We start from the raw sequence: 19972 nt of genomic DNA, 5'->3' as shown, positions 1-19972 counted from the left end.
GCAGCCAGGCTGCCCGTTTCGCTTAAGATTGAGGCGGCTGTGGAATCGCCGTACCCCAGTTGCGCCACTCTTTCGGCATTTCGTCCTGCAACAGGAAATGCTTGTTGGGCGTCGCTTGCGGCGCCAGCGGCACGGTCGGCGGCGTGGCGAACTGAATACCGCCGCGAATGAACTGCTGGAAGGTGCCGGTTTTCACCACGCCGCCAATCAGGCCGAAATCGAGGTTATAGCCGGAAGCCAGCCAGAACACCGAGTTGTTCCGCACCAGATGCTGATATCTTTTGCTGATGCGCAGGGCGATCTGCACGCGATCGGCCATGGTACCGAGCGAGGTGCCGGTCACGGTCCCGACCTCCACGCCGCGGAACAACACCGGCGTGCCGACAGAAAGCGAACCTGCTTCGCTGGCATCAACATAAATGTTAAGCCCGTTCAGGTAGCGCGAATCGGTAATGGTCGATTCCTGCAATTCAAACATGCGTGACGGGCGGCCAGTGCCGGGATCGACATTGACATAAGGCTGCAGCAGCGTCTCCAGATGGTTCACGCCAGCAGCGGAAATTTCCGGCGAGACCACGGAAAAACGGCTACCGTTGCGGGCAAAATCCTGCTCATATTCAGGATAAAGCACCGCTTTTGCCACCACCTGATTTTTATCCTGACTCAGCGCCAGCGATTCAATCTGGCCGATATTGATCCCCAGATAGCGAATCGGCATACCGGCGGAGAGCTTGCTGCCGTCATAGGTATGCAGGGTAATCTGGCTGCCTACCGCGCGCGCGGCGGTTTCTGACGGATAGAGCACCCGTTTCGCACCCTTCGCCAGCTGCGCGCCCGGCATGTTGTCGAAGCTGATGGCGCCTTTCAGCGCCCGATTCAGCGGCGAAGCCTGCACCGACAGTCCGCCGCCGTTCAGCTGCACTTTCGCGCCGCCTTCAGCCCAAAACACGCTTTCCGGGGTCAGCAGCTTGCGGTATTCCGGCTTGATATGTACTGCCACCTCAAACGCGTTGGGGCGCGGCGTGACGTCGACAATCTCACCAACCTGGAACTTACGGTAGAGCACCACCGATCCGGCCTGGATATCCGGCAGGCTGCTGGCCGTCAGGGTTAAGGTGGTGGAGGGACTATCGCCGATAATGCCTTCCTCCGCTTTTTCTGCATCGGCATAAAGCGGATAGAACGGCTTCACGTTGCCCTGTTTGCCTGGCTCCAGACGAATGCCGCCATCGACCCATTCACGGGCGCTGGCGCCCAGCACCTGCATGCCGTCGAGGCCAAATTTTACATCCAGTCGACTGTTAACGATAAATTTACTGTCGGCATGCACCAGCTGGCGATATTCCGGATTGACCGCCACCACAAAATTCACCCCTTTTTCATCAAGTCGGCGCTCCATTACCTGACCAATCTGCATGCCATAAAGCATCAGCGGCTGACCGGCATCAATGCCATAACTTTCAGGCGCGGTGAGCTTCACCGTTAGCACGTCAGGTTTCTGTAGCAGCGACTCATCGGCCGCCAGCACGGTGAAATGGTTCTGCGGCTGGCCTTCGCCAGGGATCAGCTCAAACGTATTGCCGGTCAGCAAGCCGCTGATATTGGGCGTCGTCAGACTCACTTTCGGGCTGCGCATCTCAATGCGGGTATTGCTGCGCATCAGGCTGACGACCGAAGGGTTGATGGTGAGTTCACCGGTGACTTTGCCACCGTCGTTCAGGTTCAGTTTGGTCAGCGTGCCGACCTCCAGCCCCTGGTACATTAACGGCGTGCGGCCCGCCTTGAGGTTATCGCCGTTGGGCAAGTTGAGCGTAATCAGTACGCCGCGCTGGCTGTGCGCTAAATCGGGATAGAGGCTGAAGTTTTGCTCGCTGGTGGCCTGTTCGCCGTTTTCCGGCGAATCAAAGGCGACAGCGCCGTTAACCAGCGCCGCCAGGCTCTCCAGCTCCACTTTGGCGCCGCTCAGGCTGACGTCGGCATTCACGCCGGAAACGTTCCAGAAACGGCTCTGCTTTTTCACCAGGTTGGTAAAGCGACGCTCAATCAGCACGTCGATAGTGACGCCGTCACTGCCATTGTTGAGGCTGAAATCATAGACGCGACCCACCGGAATTTTGCGGTAATAGACCAGCGAACCGGTGCTGAGCGAGCCGAGATCGGGTGCATGCAGATGAATCAACAACTCCCCGGTATTGACGCGGTATTTGGGCTGGGTATCCAGCGCGGTAAAATTCTCGCGCGGCTTACCGTCGCCGGGCATCATGCCGATGTAGTTGCCGCCCACCAGCGCATCCAGGCCCGATACGCCTGCCAGCGACGCTTTCGGCGTCACCAGCCAGAATTTGGTATTGTCGCGCAGCGCATCTTTCATATCGCTTTTAATGCTGGCTTTGATCTGAATGGCGCGGTAATCGTCGCTCAGATTAATCCCCTGCACTGTGCCGACTTCAACCCCCTGATAACGAATCGGCGTGCGTCCCGGCACGATCCCGTCAGCCGTCTGGAAATTGATGGTAACGGTGGTTCCCCGCTCCTGATAATTGGTCCAGAGTAGCCAGCCGGCAATCAGCAGGGCTATCAGCGGCAATAACCAGAATGGAGAGATCCTGCGCTTGTTTCGCACGATAGCGCTAGTCGGTGTAGTCGGCGTTTCCTGTTGCATGTGCATCCCAGATCAGGCGGCTATCCAGCCACTCAACGGCCATAATGGTCAGGATCACTGCCGACCCAAAATAGAAGGCGGCAGGTCCCATGGTAAAAGCCAGTAGCTGGTCACGATTCACCAGCGACATGGTTAACGAAATCACAAACAGATCGAGCATCGACCAGCGGCCCACCCAGCTCACCAGGCGCAGCAGGCGAATGCGTGTTTTTAATCCCTGTTCGCACTTAAAGTGAATGCTGAGCAGCAGGGTCAGCATGACCAGCACTTTGGTGAAGGGCACCAGAATACTGGCGATAAATACCACCGCCGCGACCGGAATATTGCCGGAGGCGAGCGAGAGAATGCCGGAGAAAATGGTATCTTCCTGGCGCGCGCCATTGAGGTAAATCACCGAAATCGGCAGCAGATTGGCGGGAATGAGCAGCACGATCGAGGCGATCAGCGCCGCCCAGGATTTTTGCAGGCTGTGACGGCGACGAAACCAGAGCGGCGTGTGGCAGCGCGGGCAGCGGCCGCGGCTGTCCGGCAATCCGGTATGATGGCAGTTAAGACAGACGCGAAACTTTTCCGGCGACACGTTAGGGAGCGGCTGCGGATAAAAACGGAGCCAGAGCTGCTCCATATTAAGATGGATCAGCGTCAACAGGCTGAGAAGTGCCAGCATCACGTAGGCAACCAGACCATAGCCCACTTCGAGCGTGGCGTAATCCTGCACCTTGATTGACGCAACGGCGATGCCGACCAGATAAATATCAAGCATCACCCACTCTTTCAGCCGTTCGAGCAACAGCAGCACCGGGCGCAGATTCATCCCAAGATGGCGGCCTATCCAGAGATAGCCGATGGCGACGATAAGTGTTACGGGCGCGCCGATGGTGCAGAAGGCCACCATCGAGGCGGTGATGATATCCCCTTGTTGCGTCATCTGAATGATGCCTTCCAGCAGGCTGGCGTTGATACGCATTCCTAACAAACGGATATCCACCAACGGCAGCGAAAAAGCAAAGGGCATCAGCACCAACAGGGTAACGGCCATCGCCGTGAGCCGTGTCATCGACCAGTCGCGTCCGCTGATGATTTGCGCGTAACAGCGTGGGCAATGTGCCGCCTGGTGCGTTTTAACATCCGGTAAGGAAAAAAGGGTATCGCATTGCGGACAACGCTGATAACGTGCGTGGGGCAACGCCTGGCTGATAGCGTGTATTTTCATAGGGTGATGCAATATTGGCCCATTTTTACGTTATAAGTCCTGGCATCCGACTGGCAATGGAATAACAGGGCGTCATCTACCGGAAAATTCCGGCGCGACGTCAGTTTTCCGATCCACAAGATGTTAAGGGTATAGTAACTAATAGAATGATTCACCTTGTGGCCCTGGATATTTAGTGCTTATTTTAACGAGCGACGGGACAACGCGTCCTTGCTGTTAATGGTTATGGTTAAACAATGAACAAAAAAGCTTTTTATGAAGATTTAAACCGCGATATGCGCGCTTTACTGGCTGGTGAAACCTCTTTCCTCGCAGCGCTGGGTAATTGTAGTGCACTCCTGTATGAACGTCTTGAAGGCGTAAACTGGGCGGGCTTTTATCTGTTGACCGAGCCGAAAACGCTGGTGCTGGGGCCTTTTCAGGGAAAAATTGCCTGCGTGCGTATTCCGGTGGGCAAGGGCGTATGCGGCACGGCGGTTGCGGAAGAGAAAGTGCAGCGCGTTGACGACGTGCATGCGTTTCCTGGCCATATCGCCTGCGATGCCGCCAGTAACGCAGAAATTGTGATTCCGCTGAAAGTGAACGGCGTTGTGGTGGGCGTGCTGGATATCGACAGCACTGTGTATAATCGCTTCGACAGCGATGACGAAGCCGGGCTGGTCACTATTACTGATGGGCTTTGTGAAGTGCTTGCGCACAGCGAAATTGAAAAATTTCTTCAGCTGATGCGCAGCTAATCGACTGGATCACATGGCATTTAGCGATGTTGTCATTATAATGTCGCCTGTTCATGCCTGCACTGGTCGGCAAACCCGTTGTAATCAGGAAATTTCATGGAAAATCAACCTAAGTTGAACAGCAGTAAAGAAGTCATCGCCTTTCTGGCGGAACGTTTTCCTCACTGCTTTAGCGCCGAGGGTGAAGCGCGCCCGCTTAAAATCGGTATCTTTCAGGATCTCGTCGAGCGCGTTCAGGGCGAAATGAGTTTGAGCAAAACGCAGCTGCGTTCCGCTTTACGCCTCTATACCTCAAGCTGGCGTTACCTTTACGGTATCAAAGCGGGAGCGACGCGCGTCGATCTGGATGGCAACGCCTGCGGCGTGTTGGATGAACAACACGTTGAGCATGCGCGTAAGCAGCTGGAAGAGGCGAAAGCGCGTGTTCAGGCGCAGCGCGAGCAGCAAAGAGCGAAAAAGCGTGAAGCAGGCGAAGAGAGCGGCGAACGCCGTGCACGTAAGCCCGCGCCGCGCAAAGCCGCAGAAGGCGATGCTGTGCGTAAACCGCAACCGCGTGCTCAAGCACCTCGTCCTCAGGCGCCGCGTGCTGCGTCTCAGGAGCCTGAACCGGTTTCCCGTAAACCCATCACTGATACCTCAACTTTGCAACCCGGCCAGAATATTAAAGTTAAAGCAGGCAAAAGTGCGATGGACGCCACCGTTCTGGAAGTTTCCAAAGACGGCGTTCGGGTACAGCTCGCTTCCGGCATGGCAATGATTGTGCGCGCAGAACATTTGCAGTTCTGAAACGGAGGCTGACCCCGGCATGAACACCATTTTTAAGATCGGAATGATCGCTGGCCTGCTGTTAGCAGGCCAGTCATTTGGCGCAGATAACATTACCCGCGCCGACCAGATTCCACAGCTTCACGAAGAACCGCAGCATCCTACCGTCAGTGAACGCGTGACTTCCCGTTTTACCCGTTCACACTATCGCCAGTTTGATCTCAACCAGGATTTTTCGGCGAAAATCTTTGACCGCTATCTGAACCTGTTGGATTACAGCCATAACGTGCTGCTGGCTTCCGACGTGGCGCAGTTTGCTGATAAGAAAACGACGCTGGGCGATGAGCTGCGCAGCGGCAAGCTGGATCTCTTCTACGAAATTTATAACCTGGCGCAGAAGCGTCGCTTTGAGCGTTATCAGTATGCGCTGAGCGTGCTGAGCCAGCCGATGAACTTCAATGGCAACGACACCATTGATATCGATCGCGCCAAAGCGCCCTGGCCGAAGAGTCAGTCTGAACTCAACGCGCTCTGGGACGCCAAGGTCAAATATGATGAGCTGAATCTCAAACTCACCGGGAAAGAAGAGAAAGAGATTCGCGATATCCTGACCAAACGCTATAACTTTGCTATTCGCCGTCTGGCGCAAAGCAATAGCGAGGACGTTTTCCAGCTGGCGATGAATTCGTTTGCCCACGAAATCGATCCGCACACCAACTACCTGTCGCCGCGCAACACCGAACAGTTCAACACCGAAATGAGCCTTTCGCTTGAAGGCATCGGCGCGGTGCTGCAAATGGATGAAGATTACACAGTGATTAACTCCATGGTTGCCGGCGGGCCGGCAGCCAAGAGTAAGTCGATCAGCGTTGGCGATCGCATCGTCGGCGTGGGTCAACCGGGCAAGCCGATAGAAGATGTGATTGGCTGGCGTCTCGACGATGTGGTGGCAAAAATCAAAGGGCCGAAAGGCAGCAAAGTGCGCCTTGAGATTTTGCCCGCTGGCAAAGGCACCAAAACCCGTACCATTACCCTGACGCGCGAAAAAATTCGCCTTGAAGATCGCGCAGTGAAAATGACGGTGCATAACGTCGGCAAAGAGAAAGTCGGCGTGCTGGATATTCCGGGCTTCTACGTTGGCCTCACCGATGACGTGAAGGTTCAGTTGCAGAAGCTGCAGAAGCAGAACGTGGACAGCGTGGTGATCGATCTGCGCACCAACGGTGGCGGCGCGCTGACCGAGGCCGTTTCGCTCTCGGGTCTGTTTATTCCCAGCGGCCCGGTGGTTCAGGTGCGCGACAATAATGGCCGCGTGCGTGAAGACAGCGATACCGACGGCGTGGTTTATTACAAAGGCCCGCTGGTGGTGCTGGTGGACCGCTTCAGCGCCTCGGCATCGGAAATCTTTGCCGCCGCTATGCAGGACTATGGTCGTGCGCTGATTGTGGGCGAGCCGACCTTTGGTAAAGGCACCGTACAGCAGTACCGCTCGCTGAACCGCATCTACGATCAGATGTTGCGTCCGGAATGGCCGGCGCTGGGTTCGGTCCAGTACACCATTCAGAAGTTCTATCGTATCAACGGCGGCAGTACGCAGCGTAAAGGCGTCACGCCCGATCTGCTGATGCCGACCGGCGTTGAAGCGGCGGAGACGGGCGAGAAGTTCGAAGATAACGCGCTGCCCTGGGACAGCATCAATGCGGCAAGCTATACCCGCAGCGGCGACGTCAAACCGCTGGTGCCGCAGTTGACTAAGGATCATGATGCACGTATCGCACAGGATCGCGAATTCCAGTACATCATGAAGGATATTGCGCGTTTCAACGCCCTGAAGGATAAACGCAACATTGTCTCTCTGAATCTGGCCCAGCGCGAGAAAGAGAATCATGATGAGGATGCGTTACGTCTTGAGCGTATCAATGCGCGTTATCAGGCGGAAGGAAAAAAACCGCTGAAGAACCTGGACGAGCTGCCGAAAGATTATAAAGAGCCGGATCCGTATCTGGATGAAACGGTAAATATCGCCAATGATCTTGCGCAACTGGAGAAATCCCAGCCGCAGTCACAACAAGCCAGCACGAAATAACGCCTGGGTTCCGGCATGAAACCAAGCACCGCGTCGCGGTGCTTTTTTTTGCCCGTTTACCTGCGGCCAGGGCGGGCGCCGCGTTACGTATCAACACGGCTAATGCGTCGCGCTTAAACCCTGGCCTGCCCCCTGTGTCAAAATGTAAAGTTATGTCTTTTTAAACACTTAAACGTTAAGGTCGCTTGAAAAGCTGATGTTTGACCTTAGGATGTAGATTCGCGTATAAGCGCGTGAACAATTGAGGAAGATTAACCTTTATGATGCGTATTGCTCTTTTCCTGGTCACCAACCTGGCTGTGATGTTGGTATTCGGGCTGATCCTCAGCCTGACAGGAATCCGGTCAAGCAGTGTTCAGGGCCTGATGATCATGGCAGGTCTGTTTGGCTTTGGCGGTGCGTTTGTTTCACTGCTGATGTCGAAATGGATGGCCTTGCGTTCCGTTGGCGGTGAAGTCATTGAACAACCCCGTAATGAAACCGAGCGCTGGCTGATGGAAACGGTAGGGCGTCAGGCGCAGCAGGCCGGAATCGGCATGCCGCAGGTCGCTATCTATCATGCGCCCGATATCAATGCGTTTGCCACCGGCGCGCGTCGCGACGCGTCGCTGGTTGCGGTTTCTACCGGTTTGCTGCAAAACATGAGTCGTGATGAGGCTGAAGCGGTACTGGCGCATGAGATCAGCCATATCGCCAATGGCGACATGGTGACCATGACGCTGATTCAGGGGATTGTGAACACCTTTGTGATCTTCATCTCGCGCATTATCGCGCAGGTTGCTTCCGGCTTTCTGTCGGGTAACCGTGACGATGAAGAAAGCAGCAACGGCAATCCGCTGGTCTACTTTGCCGTTGCCACGGTGCTGGAGCTGGTATTCGGCATCCTGGCCAGCATCATCACCATGTGGTTTTCCCGTCACCGCGAATTCCATGCCGATGCCGGCTCCGCCAGGCTGGTGGGCCGCGAGAAAATGATCGCCGCGCTGCAGCGCCTGAAAACCAGTTACGAACCGCAGGAGCCGAGCAGCATGATGGCGTTCTGCATCAATGGCAAAGGAAAATCCCTGAGCGAGATGTTTATGTCGCATCCGCCGTTAGATAAACGTATCGAAGCGCTGCGCAGCGGTCAGTATCTGAAGTAACCGCAGCAGACAAAAAAGGCGACAGTGATGTCGCCTTTTTTATTGCCTGTTTGCATCAGCTGGCGACCTGACGCGTCTGTGTCATGCGAGAGGTGCTGACCACAGCGGCAACCGCTGAAAAAACGCCAGCGAGAATGAGCGAGGCGTGCGTGCCGTTTTCGTTAAACAGATTAAACATCAGCGCTACCAGCGCCGCGCCGCTGCTCTGTCCCAGCAAACGTGCCGTGCCCAGCATGCCGCTGGCGCCGCCGCTGCGCTGGCGCGGAGCGGAAGAGATAATGGTGTGATTATTGGGAGACTGGAACAGACCAAAGCCAGCGCCGCACAGCATCATGCGCCAGATAATATCGCCGTCCTGCGGATGGGCGGGCAGAAAGGCGAGCAGGAACAGCCCGGCGGCAAACAGCGCCAGTCCGATACCGCCTAACAGGCCAGCATGAACCCGTTCAATCAGACGACCCGCAATGGGCGCCATCACCATGGTCGCCAGCGGCCAGGGCGTCAGTAACAGGCCGGTGGCCACCTCATCCCGGCCCAGAACGTTTTGCAGAAAGAAGGGCAGCGAGACCATTGCCAGCATCTGGGCGCAAAAGGAACAGACCGAGGTGCAAAGCGAGAGCGAAAAAATGGGAATGCGCAGCAGGTCAACCGGCAAAAGCGGAATTTCCATTCTCAACTGGCGGCGGATAAAGACGTAACCCACCAGCAGCAGCAATACCACTTCCGCCCCTGTCAGCCAGCCATTTTGCTTCTGGGCAAAGCCGCTCAGCGAGGCGATCAGCAGGCCGAAGAACAGGGCGTTCATCAGCGCGCTCGGCACATCAAATTTCTGGCCTTTGGCTTTCTGTGTATTGTCAGGCAGATAGCGCAGCGCCAGCCAGAGTGCCACGGCGCCCAGCGGCACATTGATCAGAAACAGCCATTTCCAGCTGGCAACAGAGAGGATCGCGGCGGCTACCGTGGGACCGGCTGCAGTCGATACGGCGACAATCAGCGAGTTTATCGCCATGCCGCGGCCCAGATAGCGCTGAGGGTAGATAATGCGAATCAGCGCGGTATTGACGCTCATTAATGCCGCGCCGCCGAAGCCCTGTAATACGCGCGCCACTATCAGCATGCTCAGTGAAGAAGAAAGCGCACAAAACAGCGAGGTAGCGATAAAAAGTCCCAGGCCCACCTGATAAACGCGGCGATAACCCAGCATATCCCCGAGAAATGAGAGCGAGAGCAGCGATATGATAATGGCGATCTGGTAAGCGTTAACAATCCAGATCGACTCCGCCGGACTGGCATGCAGTTCACGCGAAATGGTGGGAAGCGCCACATTGGCAATCGCACCGTCCAGAACCGCCATCATAATACCAAGCGCAATGGTGACGATGGCGTAATAACGCTGAGGAACAGGTAAACCATCCTGAGAAGAAGAGGGTGACATAGAGCAGACAATTAAAGTGGGTGAATATCACCATGCTAATCAATTCACCTGACGAAAGCATCGCATTTTGCAGGAAAAAATTATCAGGGAATATGTCTGGCTCTGTTCTGCAATTGCTGCACTCCCTCTCCTGAACGTATACTGACAACCCTGTTCCATTTTTTATAAAACAATTTCGAAAGGATTGCGCTTATGGCCAACGCTGACAATGACAAACAGCCCGATTCCGTCTCATCCGTGCTGAAGGTATTCGGCATTTTGCAGGCGCTGGGTGAAGAGCGCGATCACGGCATAACCGAACTGGCGCAGCGGGTTATGATGTCCAAAAGCACCGTATATCGTTTTTTACAGACCATGAAGTCATTGGGTTACGTGGCGCAGGAAGGTGAAAGCGAAAAATATTCCCTTACTCTGAAGTTGTTTGAGCTGGGCGCCAGAGCGTTGCAAAACGTCGACCTTATCCGCAGCGCGGATATTCAGATGCGCGAGCTGTCGCGCCTGACAAAAGAGACAATTCATCTCGGTGCGCTGGAAGAAGAGAGCATCGTTTATATTCATAAAATCGACTCGCTCTATAACCTGCGCATGTATTCGCGCATTGGCCGCCGCAATCCGCTGCACACCACGGCAATCGGCAAAGTGCTGCTTGCCTGGCGCGATCGTGACGAAGTCGAGGATATTCTGCAGGACGTGGAGTTTAAGCGCAGCACCGCCAACACCATTACCAGCCAGGGCGACCTGCTGAAGGTGCTGGAGCAGGTTAAGCAGCAGGGTTTTGGTGAGGATAATGAGGAACAGGAAGAGGGGCTACGCTGCATTGCGGTACCGGTTTTCGATCGCTTTGGCGTGGTGATCGCCGGGCTGAGCATCTCCTTTCCCACCATTCGCTTCTCGGAAGAGGCGAAAAAAGATTATGTTGCGATGCTGCACCGCGCGGCCAAAAACGTATCAGAACAGATGGGCTACCACGATTATCCGTTTTGAATAAAAAGCGGGTTGCCTTCAACCCGCTTTTTGCTGTTAATTATCCACCACGTCCTGGTTCTTTTTCAGCAGAGGACAATCGGTAACGCCAATAACGCCGCTGTCCGTATGCAGATATTGCGCTGTCACTACGCCGCGCGCTGTCAGGTAACTGCATTGTAATCCCAGTCCGGCGGCATTTTTATTGCTGCCAGCCAGAACACCGTAGCCTGTAAACAGCATTGCCACCCAGATGACAACCACCATAATCAGCGCCCTGATAAAAATTTTCATTTTGTCTCCGTGTGATAGATAACGCAGCTATCCAGGCTTTGCTGCCGCTTTTTACAATGCTATCTTGCATCGCTTTTGTTATGGGATCGATCAGAGATAACTGAAAGCATCTCCGGGCTGGTACGGCTAAATCTGCTTTCGTTGCGATGCCATTACTTTTTTTTTCACAGCAGGTAAAATTGGCGCTTTGTATCCAGAGCCAATATAAACAGCATATTCTGAGGCAGTTATGAATGAAATGGCAGCGGGTTCATCCGGCCTGATCGCACCAGGCATGGTGGCAGGGATCATCATTATTGGGCTTATCGTCTGGTTTTTTGTCAATCGCGCCAGTGTACGCGCCAGTGAGCAGATTCGTTTGCTTGAGAATTTGCTGGAAGAACAGAAAAAACAAAATGCGCTGCTGCGTCGCCTGGTAGAGGCGCAACTTCCTGATGCCGTTGAGAAGCGAAGCGGGGAAGAGAATGAGAAGCGCGATTTTATCCGGCTCATCCCTGAGCGCTAAATCAACCGCAAGGAGGCTGTATGGCATGGCGTAATCCCTGGTACGATGCAAGCAAACCTCACCACACGCCGGACGGGTTTCGCAATCCGGAAGGCGAGCTGCGTCAGGAGGGCGATTTGCAACGCTGGCGTAAAGAGCGCAAAGAGCAGGGGTTGCCGCATCCGCCGCAGGAGGGATATCCGGCATTTATTGCGCGCTGGTGGCAGCAGGCAGACCTCAGCGGCCATGACGATCGCGTCTGGTGGCTGGGACACGCCGCTGTGCTGCTGCGTTTAAATCAGCATTATATTCTCATCGATCCGGCGCTTTCCCGGCGCGCCTCTCCTTTACCTTTTGCCGGCCCGGAACGCAAAACGCCTGCGCCACTGCTGATCAAACAACTGCCCCGGCTCGACTATGTGCTTATCTCGCATAATCATTATGACCATCTGGATAAGCCCACCATTAAACGCATTGTTCGCCGCTTTCCGGACGCGACCTTTATTGTGCCGCTGGGGCTGGAAGCCTGGTGTAAACGACACGGCGTGCGCAAGGTTAAACAGCTCGACTGGTGGCAGCATAGCGAGGCGGAAGGCATTCGCATCGATGCCGTTCCGGCACGGCACTGGAGTATGCGAACGTTCTATGATCGCAACCGCTCGCTCTGGTGCGGCTGGACGATTCGTACCGCCAAAGTTAACTTCTGGTTTTCCGGCGATAGCGGTTATTCTGAAAATTTGCTCGAAGTGGCCGAGCGGCTGGGACCGTTTAATCTCGCCGCCTTGCCGGTAGGTGCTTACGCACCAAAATGGTTCATGCGCGGACAGCATATGGATCCGGAGCAGGCGGTCAGGCTGTGGGATGCTGTCGGCCAGCCAGTCACCTTGCCGATACACTGGGGCGTTTTTGAATTAGCCGATGAATCCCTTGATGAGCCGCCAACGGAACTGATGCGCATAATAAGCGCAGCCGGGTATCAACGCGACCGGTTTAAACCCTGGCGAATAGGGGAAGGACGCAGCCTGGCTAATATAAACCAGGAATAATCCTAAAACGTAAAACGGCATATCTTAACCGAACAGATTTTTTTAACGAGAATTTGTCGGGTCGTAAGAAACAAAACAGATAAGCGATAAATAGGGCTTTGCTTTTATTGGGGGCGAAGCGAGACTTATTTTCCTGATTTTGGTGCAAATAAATAAACAACTTGTGCTAAATAACAATAGTTGTACAACTTCACTTCCTCAGATAAACCTCACGGCGGATAATAAAAAAGTGATTAAAAATTTATCATTGCCTTATTTATGCAATATTTTTTGGCTATAGTTTTTCATCAAAATGGCGCATATTGAGCCGTAAACCCCTGTTCACACTACGGTGGGCAACACCCGTAAGAGATTAGCAGGAGGTGTTTTTTCCCTTTGGCAAAGATATTGGCCTGACAGATAAATGGTCATATTGTGCGATGAACTTCGCAATGGTATGCATCGTATCAATGGATGATTAAAAATAACTTGCCAATAATTTGCGGATATGTGATAACAATTCGTGGGTTAAACGAGGTACAGTTCTGTTTATGTATGGCATCTTCAGTAAAGAAGTTTCGAGTAAAAACGTTGACGTTGAATACCGCTTCCTTGCCGAACCTTAATTAGTGCCTCATTCAGTAACGTCTCTGGTTTCTCTGTAGGTCAGCCTCCGGGCAATATAAACACTCTAAGGAATTTGCAAAATGGCAAAGATTAAAGGTCAGGTTAAGTGGTTCAACGAGTCTAAAGGCTTTGGTTTTATTACTCCTGCTGATGGCAGCAAAGATGTGTTTGTACACTTCTCTGCAATCCAGGGTAATGGCTTCAAAACTCTTGCCGAAGGTCAAAGCGTTGAGTTTGAAATTCAGGACGGCCAGAAAGGCCCGGCAGCAGTTAACGTTGTTGCCATCTGATTTCGTCTCCTGCCTCGGTGCCGTGCACCACTGAAACGAATCTTAAAGCCCCGGTCATCTGACCGGGGCTTTTCTTTTGGGCTTCCTGCCCCTGACGGAACAGGGTAAACTGCGGCGCGTTTCTTTCTCTGGAGTTTACTATGTCCCTGATTTGTCCGCTGTGTCAGCATCCTTTATCCCTGCAACACGCCGGGTGGCGCTGTGACAATCACCATCAGTTTGACCAGGCGAAAGAGGGCTACGTCAATCTGTTGCCCGCTCAGCATAAAGGTTCGCGCGAACCTGGCGACAGCGCAGAGATGATGCAGGCGCGACGCGCATTTCTGGATGCCGGACACTATCAGCCGCTGCAGCAGAAGGTGGCTGACTGGCTGTCGGCGCTACTGCCTGCCAGCGCGCCAAAGCTGCTTGATATTGGCTGCGGTGAGGGTTACTACACCGCCGCCGTTGCCGACGCGCTGCATCAGCATCAAAGCGCGGAGATTTTTGGCCTGGATGTGGCGAAAGTGGCGATACGCGCGGCGGCGAAACGTTACCGCGACATTCTGTTTTGCGTCGCCTCCAGCAACCGGCTGCCTTTTGCCGACGCCTCGCTGGATGCCATTCTGCGCATCTATGCGCCCTGCAATGAGCAAGAGCTGAAGCGCGTGGTGAAACCGGGCGGTTATCTGTTGACGGTAACGCCAGGCCCGCGTCATTTGCTGCAGTTTAAAGCGCTTATCTACCGTGAAGTGCGTTTGCATACGGCAGAGGAAAAATCTTATGCCGGCTTTACGCGCATTAAGCAACAGCGCCTGGATTATCCAATGCAGCTTTCCAGCCCGGAAGCGAAAACCCTGCTGCAAATGACGCCCTTTGCCTGGCGCGCAAGGGCGGAGGTCTGGCAAAAGCTGGAACAGACGGATAGCTTTAGCTGCGAAGTCGATTTTTGCCTGATGCTCTGGCAGCGCGACTAGCGGATCTCCACCAGCGTATGGTAAATGCGCTCCAGGTCGTCCAGCTTGTGCACGGCAATCAGCAGTCGCCTCTGCTCTAACTGAACCACCAGAATGCCATCTTCGGAAAGGTTCATGCTCTGAATACGGGGATAAGCAATCCAGGCGTTAGCAAAATACATCCCCTGATCTTTCAGCAGCAGCTTTGGCCGACGTACCCAGAACAGCCAGACGGCGAGAAAGGCGAGCATCAGCAGCAGTGAGGTGGTGAGCTGTGATCCCTGATGGCTGAGGTTGTTCCATAACAGAATGATCAACAGAGCGATAAATATCAGACTGTCGGGTTTACTGCGCCGTTGCAGCGACACCTGCAGGCGCGTCGGCCCCTTCAGACGCGGCATAACCGCTTCATCATAAATAGCGTAAGCCAGGCTGAGAATAATAAACAGCAGGAGCAGGGCGTCGGTCAACGACATGACTTTTCCTTCACGAAATGACCTCTGACCTGAGGATCAAAGAGAAAGCCGGGAGAGATACTCCCGGCGCCGTTGTTACACCCCAAGCACGCCGAGCGCGTAGCCGATGATGCCGATAGCGAAGAAACCGATGATAATCCACAGCGCATTCACCTTGCGGCGCAGCAGCCACATACAACCAAAGGTGAGCAGCAGTGGCACCACGCCAGGCATCAGCTGATCAAGAATCGTCTGTACCGTAGTGACGGTGGTTTTACCGGTGGGATCGGTAATGCGCGACACCACCAACGGAATGTTGACGTGGGTCCACTTGTTAACCAGCGCCCCCATGACAAACAGGCCGAGGATAGATGCCCCTTCAGTGAGCTTTTGCAAGAAGCCGCCGCCCATGTCGCTGACGATATTAACCCCTTTCCGGTAGCCGTAAGCCACGCCGTAATAACGCGTTAAAAGACGGGCAATATTAAACAGCACGAAAAAAAGCAGTGGGCCGAGCAAGCTGCCGCTCATGGCGATACCGGCGCCCAGCGCGGCAAACACCGGACGCACCGTTCCCCAGAAAATGGGATCGCCCACCCCCGCCAACGGCCCCATTAATCCCACTTTGATGCCGTTAATGGCGCCGTCGTCGATAGGGGCACCGTTGGCGCGCTGCTCCTCCATGGCGATGGTGACGCCCAGCACCGGCGCCGCAACAAAGGGTTGGGTGTTGAAAAATTCCAGATGACGCTTAATTGCCTGCCTGCGGTCGTCATTATTTTCCGGATAGAGACGGCGGATCACCGGCACCATCGAGAAGCAAAAGCCGAGCGCCTGCATACGTTCAAAGTTCCAGGAACCCTGAAACAGATTAGATCGTACAAATACCGCGCGAATGTCGCCTGGGGTGATTTTCTTTGAAGAGCCAGAAGTATCAACCATGTTGTCACCTGTTCCTTAATCGAGTTCGTTATCAAGATCGTTATTCGACGGACCGGCGCCTGGCGCGCCAGCGACACGGTTATATTTAGGACTGAGCTGGATATAGAGCACTGCCATCACCACGCCAATCACGCCCAGCGCCACCAGATTGAAGTTGGTGAACGCCGCCGTGACAAAACCCAGGTAGAAGAAAGGCATCAGATAACCGGCGCGCATCATGTTAATCACCATGGCGTAACCCACCACGACAATCATGCCGCCCGCGATATTCAGCCCGTTGGTGACAACTTCCGGAATGGAACTCAGCAGGTTATGCACCGCTTCGGTGCCGACGGAAATAGCGACAATCAGCGCCGGAATCGCGATACGCATCGCCTGAAGCAGGAGGGCGGAAACATGAATCCAGGAAATGGCGGTGAGGTTGCCTTTATCGGCCGCCTTGTCCGCCGCATGTTGAAACGCCACGGTAATGGTACGCACGATAATGGTCAGCACCTGACCGGCAGCGGCCAGCGGAATCGCCAGCGCAATACCGGCCCCAACGCTCTGTCCACCGGCAATAACCAGAATGGTGGAAATAATCGAGGCGAGGGCGGCATCCGGCGCCACGGCGGCGCCAATGTTCATCCAGCCCAGCGCAATCATCTCCAGCGTACCGCCGATAATAATCCCGGTTTTCATATCACCCAACACCATACCAATCAGGGTGCAGGCGACCAGCGGACGGTGAAACTGGAACTCATCAAGAATAGAGCCCATACCGGCGATACAGGCGACAACAAATATCAGAACAATTTGTAGCGTGGTTATTTCCATTACACTTCTCCTTCACGAAGTAGCGGAAATTAACCTGCTCAGGCAGGCCATTTCGTCGGTGAATTACGCGTTCACTTTCGCAATCAGATCCATCATTTTCAGTTTGGGGTCGTTTGAAACTTTACGCACTTCCAGCTCAATCCCGCGTTCGTTCAGTTTGCGAAAGGCCGCGATGTCTTTGTCATCGACCGATACGGCGTTATTCACCTGGGTTTTGCCCTGACGAAACGCCATGCCGCCAATGTTGACCGATTTGATCACCACGCCCTGTTCCACAATGCGCAGCACGTCGGTGGGATTGGTAAACAGCAGCATTACGCGATCCTGCGCATATTTTGGGTTGTTCCAGACGCGCACCATTTTATCGACATCCACAACATGCGCCGTCACGCCCGGCGGCGCGACCTGAGTCAGCAGGGTTTTACGCACATGATCGTTAGCGACCTCATCGCTGACGACAATAATCCGCGCGACGTTGGTCTCCTTGGTCCAGCGCGTAGCGACCTGGCCGTGGATCAGGCGATCGTCAATACGCGCAAGGCCGATTTTCATATGATCGCCCGGCGCAAGCGGCTGGGAGGGCCGGGCAGATTGCGCCGGTTTCGCCACGGGTGCGGCAGCAGAGGGAGGCGGCTCGGTTTTCAATGCTTTGACGCCTTCACGACCGGTTTCGACCGCCAGCGCCACCAGTTCGGCAAGGGTGGGGTTATCATCGCGGGCCATCAGGGTTTCGACCAGCATCGGGATATTCACCCCGGCGATAACATCGTAATTCTCATGCTCAACCACGATGCGGCTGGCGGCGTTAAATGGGCTTCCGCCCCATGTATCCACCAGGAATAGCACCCCTTGCGAGACGTCGAGATCTTTCAGGCGTGCCTGATATTTTTCAATCAGGGTTTCTGCATTTTCTCCGGGGACAAAATCGATCCATGCGACATTTTCCTGTTCACCTAACAGCATTTCCGTTGTTTTCAGCAGCTGTTCTGCCGCCCAACCATGTGTACCTATCACAAGAGCAATGGTCACCTGCTACCTCCGATCGTTATAAAGATCTTAATGAGCTGCTTAAGATCGGTGAGATATTATTGTTGCTGAGCCTGATGCTGCTCTGTCACAAAGCGCAAACGTTTAAGAATTTCATCAGCTAACAGCCAAAGGGAGAAAGGTCGGGATTTATTTTAGTGAGTAAAAAATTAAATTATGTGATGCCGATCAGCAAATAAGCCATAACGCCAACGATTTGCATCGGCAACAGGCCGTTACGTCTGATTAAACTGTTTGTAAATGTAAGAAAATTTTTTGACGCCTCTGATGTAACTGATACATTAACAATCTGTTCATTATTCAGGAGTAACGGGCTTCAGCCCACCTTATGGATCGTCACCGACGTCGCTTCACCTTCTCTTTGCGCCTGCTGGCGCGCGCCTTTATGCCTCCTGTTTCATCTGTCCTGCTGTCAGAACGTCATGCTCTGATCCGGCATTATGCTGTCCGTAGCTTGCTGAGGAGTCATTAATGGAATTCCTTTTCGATCCCTCTATCTGGGCGGGATTACTAACGCTCATCGTGCTTGAAATCGTACTGGGCATCGATAACCTGGTCTTTATCGCCATTCTGGCGGATAAGCTGCCGCCTAAACAGCGTGATAAGGCGCGTCTTATTGGCCTCTCGCTGGCGCTGGTGATGCGTCTGGGCCTGCTGTCATTGATCTCCTGGATGGTCACGCTGACGCGACCTTTATTCAGCGTAGGCGATTTCAGCTTTTCCGGGCGTGATTTGATTCTGCTTGTGGGTGGAGTATTCCTGTTATTTAAAGCGACGATGGAACTGCATGAGCGGCTTGAGAACCGTCATCTGGAACATGAGGGCAATAAAGCTTACGCCAGCTTCTGGGCGGTAGTGATTCAGATTGTGGTGCTGGACGCGGTATTTTCACTGGACGCTGTGATTACCGCAGTGGGTATGGTGAACCATCTGCCGGTGATGATGACTGCGGTAGTGATCGCGATGGGCATCATGCTGCTGGCCTCAAAACCGCTGACGCGCTTCGTCAATGCGCATCCCACGGTAGTGGTGCTCTGCCTCAGCTTCCTGCTGATGATTGGTCTGAGCCTGCTGGCTGAAGGTTTTGGCTTCCATATTCCGAAAGGATATCTCTATGCGGCGATCGGCTTCTCGATTCTGATTGAGTTGTTTAACCAGATTGCGCGTCGTAACTTTATTCGCCATCAGGCGCACCGCCCGATGCGTGAGCGCACCGCAGAGGCAATTCTGCGTCTGATGGGCGGACGCCAGCGGAAACAGCAGGCGAATCCGGAAGAGTCAGCGCTGACAGAAGCGATGCCGCAGGAGACCTTTAAGGATGAAGAGCGTTATATGATCAACGGCGTTCTGACGCTGGCGTCACGCTCCATTCGCAGCATCATGACGCCGCGCGGCGAAATCTCCTGGGTTGACGTGGCGCGTCCGCTGGATGAAGTGCGCATGCAGCTGCTGGATACGCCGCACAGCCTGTTTCCGGTGTGTCGCGGCGAGCTGGATGAAATTATCGGCGTGGTGCGGGCCAAAGAGCTGCTGGTAGCGCTGGATCATGGCATGGACGTGGCGACCTTTGCCGCCGCCGCGCCGCCGATTATCGTACCCGAAACGCTGGATCCGATTAATCTGCTGGGCGTACTGAGACGGGCGAAAGGCAGCTTTGTCATCGTCACCAATGAGTTTGGCGTGGTGCAGGGGCTGATTACCCCGCTGGACGTGCTGGAAGCGATTGCGGGCGAATTCCCGGATGAGGATGAAACTCCTGATATTATCGCTGACGGGGATGGCTGGCTGGTCAAAGGCGGCACCGATCTCCATTCGCTGCAGCAGCTGCTGGATTTCCACGAGCTGGTCAGGCCGGAAGACGATCACGCCTCGCTGGCCGGTTTGCTGATTGCTCAGAAAGGACAGTTGCCGCAGCCGGGCGAGGTGATCGATCTGCCACCGCTGCACTTCCGCATTGTCGAAGCAACCGACTATCGCGTCGATCTGGTGCGGGTGACGAAAGATCAACCACCGGAAGAAGAACACGAATAAACCATACGGCGCTGCGGCGCCGT

The 19972-nt window shown here is 54.3% G+C and carries 19 protein-coding genes; 11 read left to right on the top strand and 8 right to left on the bottom strand.

What is annotated here, in order from left to right:
• Nucleotides 1–22 precede the first annotated feature (22 nt).
• Together ABU178_RS11260 and yebS are read right to left on the bottom strand one after the other, a co-directional pair.
• Nucleotides 23–2662 carry a PqiB family protein gene (locus ABU178_RS11260; RefSeq protein ID WP_397214815.1) on the bottom strand — a complete coding sequence of 880 codons (2640 nt, stop codon included), beginning with the start codon at nt 2660–2662 and terminating at the stop codon, nt 23–25.
• Nucleotides 2631–3875, bottom strand: coding sequence for a membrane integrity lipid transport subunit YebS (yebS, locus tag ABU178_RS11255; protein WP_397214813.1), 1245 nt, complete (start codon nt 3873–3875; stop codon nt 2631–2633). Before yebS ends, ABU178_RS11260 begins: the two co-directional genes overlap by 32 nt.
• Nucleotides 3876–4111: 236 nt before the next feature.
• On the opposite strand from yebS, the gene ABU178_RS11250 reads away from it, so the two are divergent.
• From ABU178_RS11250 to htpX, 4 genes are all read left to right on the top strand, one after another.
• Nucleotides 4112–4612, top strand: coding sequence for a GAF domain-containing protein (locus ABU178_RS11250; protein WP_397214811.1), 501 nt, complete (start codon nt 4112–4114; stop codon nt 4610–4612).
• 96 nt (nt 4613–4708) lie between these two features.
• On the top strand, nt 4709–5398 hold the full coding sequence (proQ, locus tag ABU178_RS11245; protein WP_397214810.1) for an RNA chaperone ProQ: 690 nt from the start codon (nt 4709–4711) through the stop codon (nt 5396–5398).
• A 19-nt stretch (nt 5399–5417) separates the two neighbouring features.
• On the top strand, nt 5418–7463 hold the full coding sequence (gene prc / locus ABU178_RS11240; RefSeq protein ID WP_397214809.1) for a carboxy terminal-processing peptidase: 2046 nt from the start codon (nt 5418–5420) through the stop codon (nt 7461–7463).
• A 260-nt stretch (nt 7464–7723) separates the two neighbouring features.
• Nucleotides 7724–8605, top strand: coding sequence for a protease HtpX (htpX, locus tag ABU178_RS11235; protein ID WP_397214807.1), 882 nt, complete (start codon nt 7724–7726; stop codon nt 8603–8605).
• Nucleotides 8606–8660: 55 nt separating this feature from the next.
• On the opposite strand, the gene ABU178_RS11230 is transcribed toward htpX, so the two are convergent.
• Nucleotides 8661–10040, bottom strand: a complete 1380-nt coding sequence (locus ABU178_RS11230) for an MFS transporter (RefSeq protein WP_397214805.1) — start codon at nt 10038–10040, stop codon at nt 8661–8663.
• Nucleotides 10041–10232: 192 nt separating this feature from the next.
• On the opposite strand from ABU178_RS11230, the gene kdgR reads away from it, so the two are divergent.
• Entirely contained in the window at nt 10233–11024 is a 792-nt protein-coding gene (gene kdgR / locus ABU178_RS11225) for a DNA-binding transcriptional regulator KdgR (protein WP_397214803.1), read from the top strand.
• A 36-nt stretch (nt 11025–11060) separates the two neighbouring features.
• Here kdgR and ABU178_RS11220 read toward each other — a convergent pair whose 3' ends face one another.
• Complete coding sequence (locus ABU178_RS11220; protein ID WP_397214802.1) at nt 11061–11297, bottom strand: YobH family protein; 237 nt, start codon at nt 11295–11297, stop codon at nt 11061–11063.
• Nucleotides 11298–11526: 229 nt separating this feature from the next.
• Here ABU178_RS11220 and ABU178_RS11215 point away from each other — a divergent pair, with 229 nt between their 5' ends.
• The 5 genes from ABU178_RS11215 to rlmA all read left to right on the top strand — a co-directional run bounded on the left by ABU178_RS11215 (nt 11527) and on the right by rlmA (nt 14679).
• On the top strand, nt 11527–11802 hold the full coding sequence (locus ABU178_RS11215; RefSeq protein WP_397214800.1) for a YebO family protein: 276 nt from the start codon (nt 11527–11529) through the stop codon (nt 11800–11802).
• Between the two features lie 20 nt (nt 11803–11822).
• Entirely contained in the window at nt 11823–12827 is a 1005-nt protein-coding gene (locus ABU178_RS11210) for an MBL fold metallo-hydrolase (RefSeq protein WP_397214798.1), read from the top strand.
• A 530-nt stretch (nt 12828–13357) separates the two neighbouring features.
• Nucleotides 13358–13432: a DUF2627 domain-containing protein gene (locus ABU178_RS11205; protein ID WP_397215780.1), complete on the top strand. Its 75-nt coding sequence runs from the start codon at nt 13358–13360 to the stop codon at nt 13430–13432.
• Nucleotides 13433–13513: 81 nt separating this feature from the next.
• On the top strand, nt 13514–13723 hold the full coding sequence (cspE, locus tag ABU178_RS11200; RefSeq protein ID WP_130835208.1) for a transcription antiterminator/RNA stability regulator CspE: 210 nt from the start codon (nt 13514–13516) through the stop codon (nt 13721–13723).
• Between the two features lie 140 nt (nt 13724–13863).
• Nucleotides 13864–14679, top strand: coding sequence for a 23S rRNA (guanine(745)-N(1))-methyltransferase (gene rlmA, locus ABU178_RS11195; protein WP_397214795.1), 816 nt, complete (start codon nt 13864–13866; stop codon nt 14677–14679).
• On the opposite strand, the gene ABU178_RS11190 is transcribed toward rlmA, so the two are convergent.
• The 4 genes from ABU178_RS11190 to manX all read right to left on the bottom strand — a co-directional run bounded on the left by ABU178_RS11190 (nt 14676) and on the right by manX (nt 17900).
• Nucleotides 14676–15134 (bottom strand): DUF986 family protein, encoded by a 459-nt coding sequence (locus tag ABU178_RS11190; protein ID WP_397214794.1) that lies wholly within the window; start codon nt 15132–15134, stop codon nt 14676–14678. The genes rlmA and ABU178_RS11190 overlap by 4 nt on opposite strands.
• Before the next feature lie 75 nt (nt 15135–15209).
• Entirely contained in the window at nt 15210–16055 is an 846-nt protein-coding gene (locus ABU178_RS11185) for a PTS mannose transporter subunit IID (protein ID WP_397214792.1), read from the bottom strand.
• A gap of 15 nt (nt 16056–16070) precedes the next feature.
• Entirely contained in the window at nt 16071–16871 is an 801-nt protein-coding gene (locus ABU178_RS11180) for a PTS mannose/fructose/sorbose transporter subunit IIC (protein WP_397214790.1), read from the bottom strand.
• 63 nt (nt 16872–16934) lie between these two features.
• A complete protein-coding gene (gene manX, locus ABU178_RS11175; RefSeq protein WP_397214788.1) occupies nt 16935–17900 on the bottom strand; it encodes a PTS mannose transporter subunit IIAB in 966 nt (321 codons plus the stop codon).
• Between the two features lie 489 nt (nt 17901–18389).
• Between manX and ABU178_RS11170 the strand changes: the two genes are divergently transcribed.
• The gene (locus ABU178_RS11170) at nt 18390–19949 is read left to right on the top strand and encodes a TerC family protein (protein WP_397214786.1); all 1560 of its coding nucleotides are present in this window, start codon (nt 18390–18392) and stop codon (nt 19947–19949) included.
• The last annotated feature ends 23 nt before the right edge of the window (nt 19950–19972 follow it).

It is taken from the genome of Pantoea osteomyelitidis (assembly GCF_044342975.1).
In the GTDB taxonomy this organism is placed as follows: Bacteria; Pseudomonadota; Gammaproteobacteria; order Enterobacterales; family Enterobacteriaceae; genus Pantoea; species Pantoea osteomyelitidis.
Note: the sequence above shows the minus strand (reverse complement) of the source record. Positions and strands in the feature narration are given on the sequence as shown.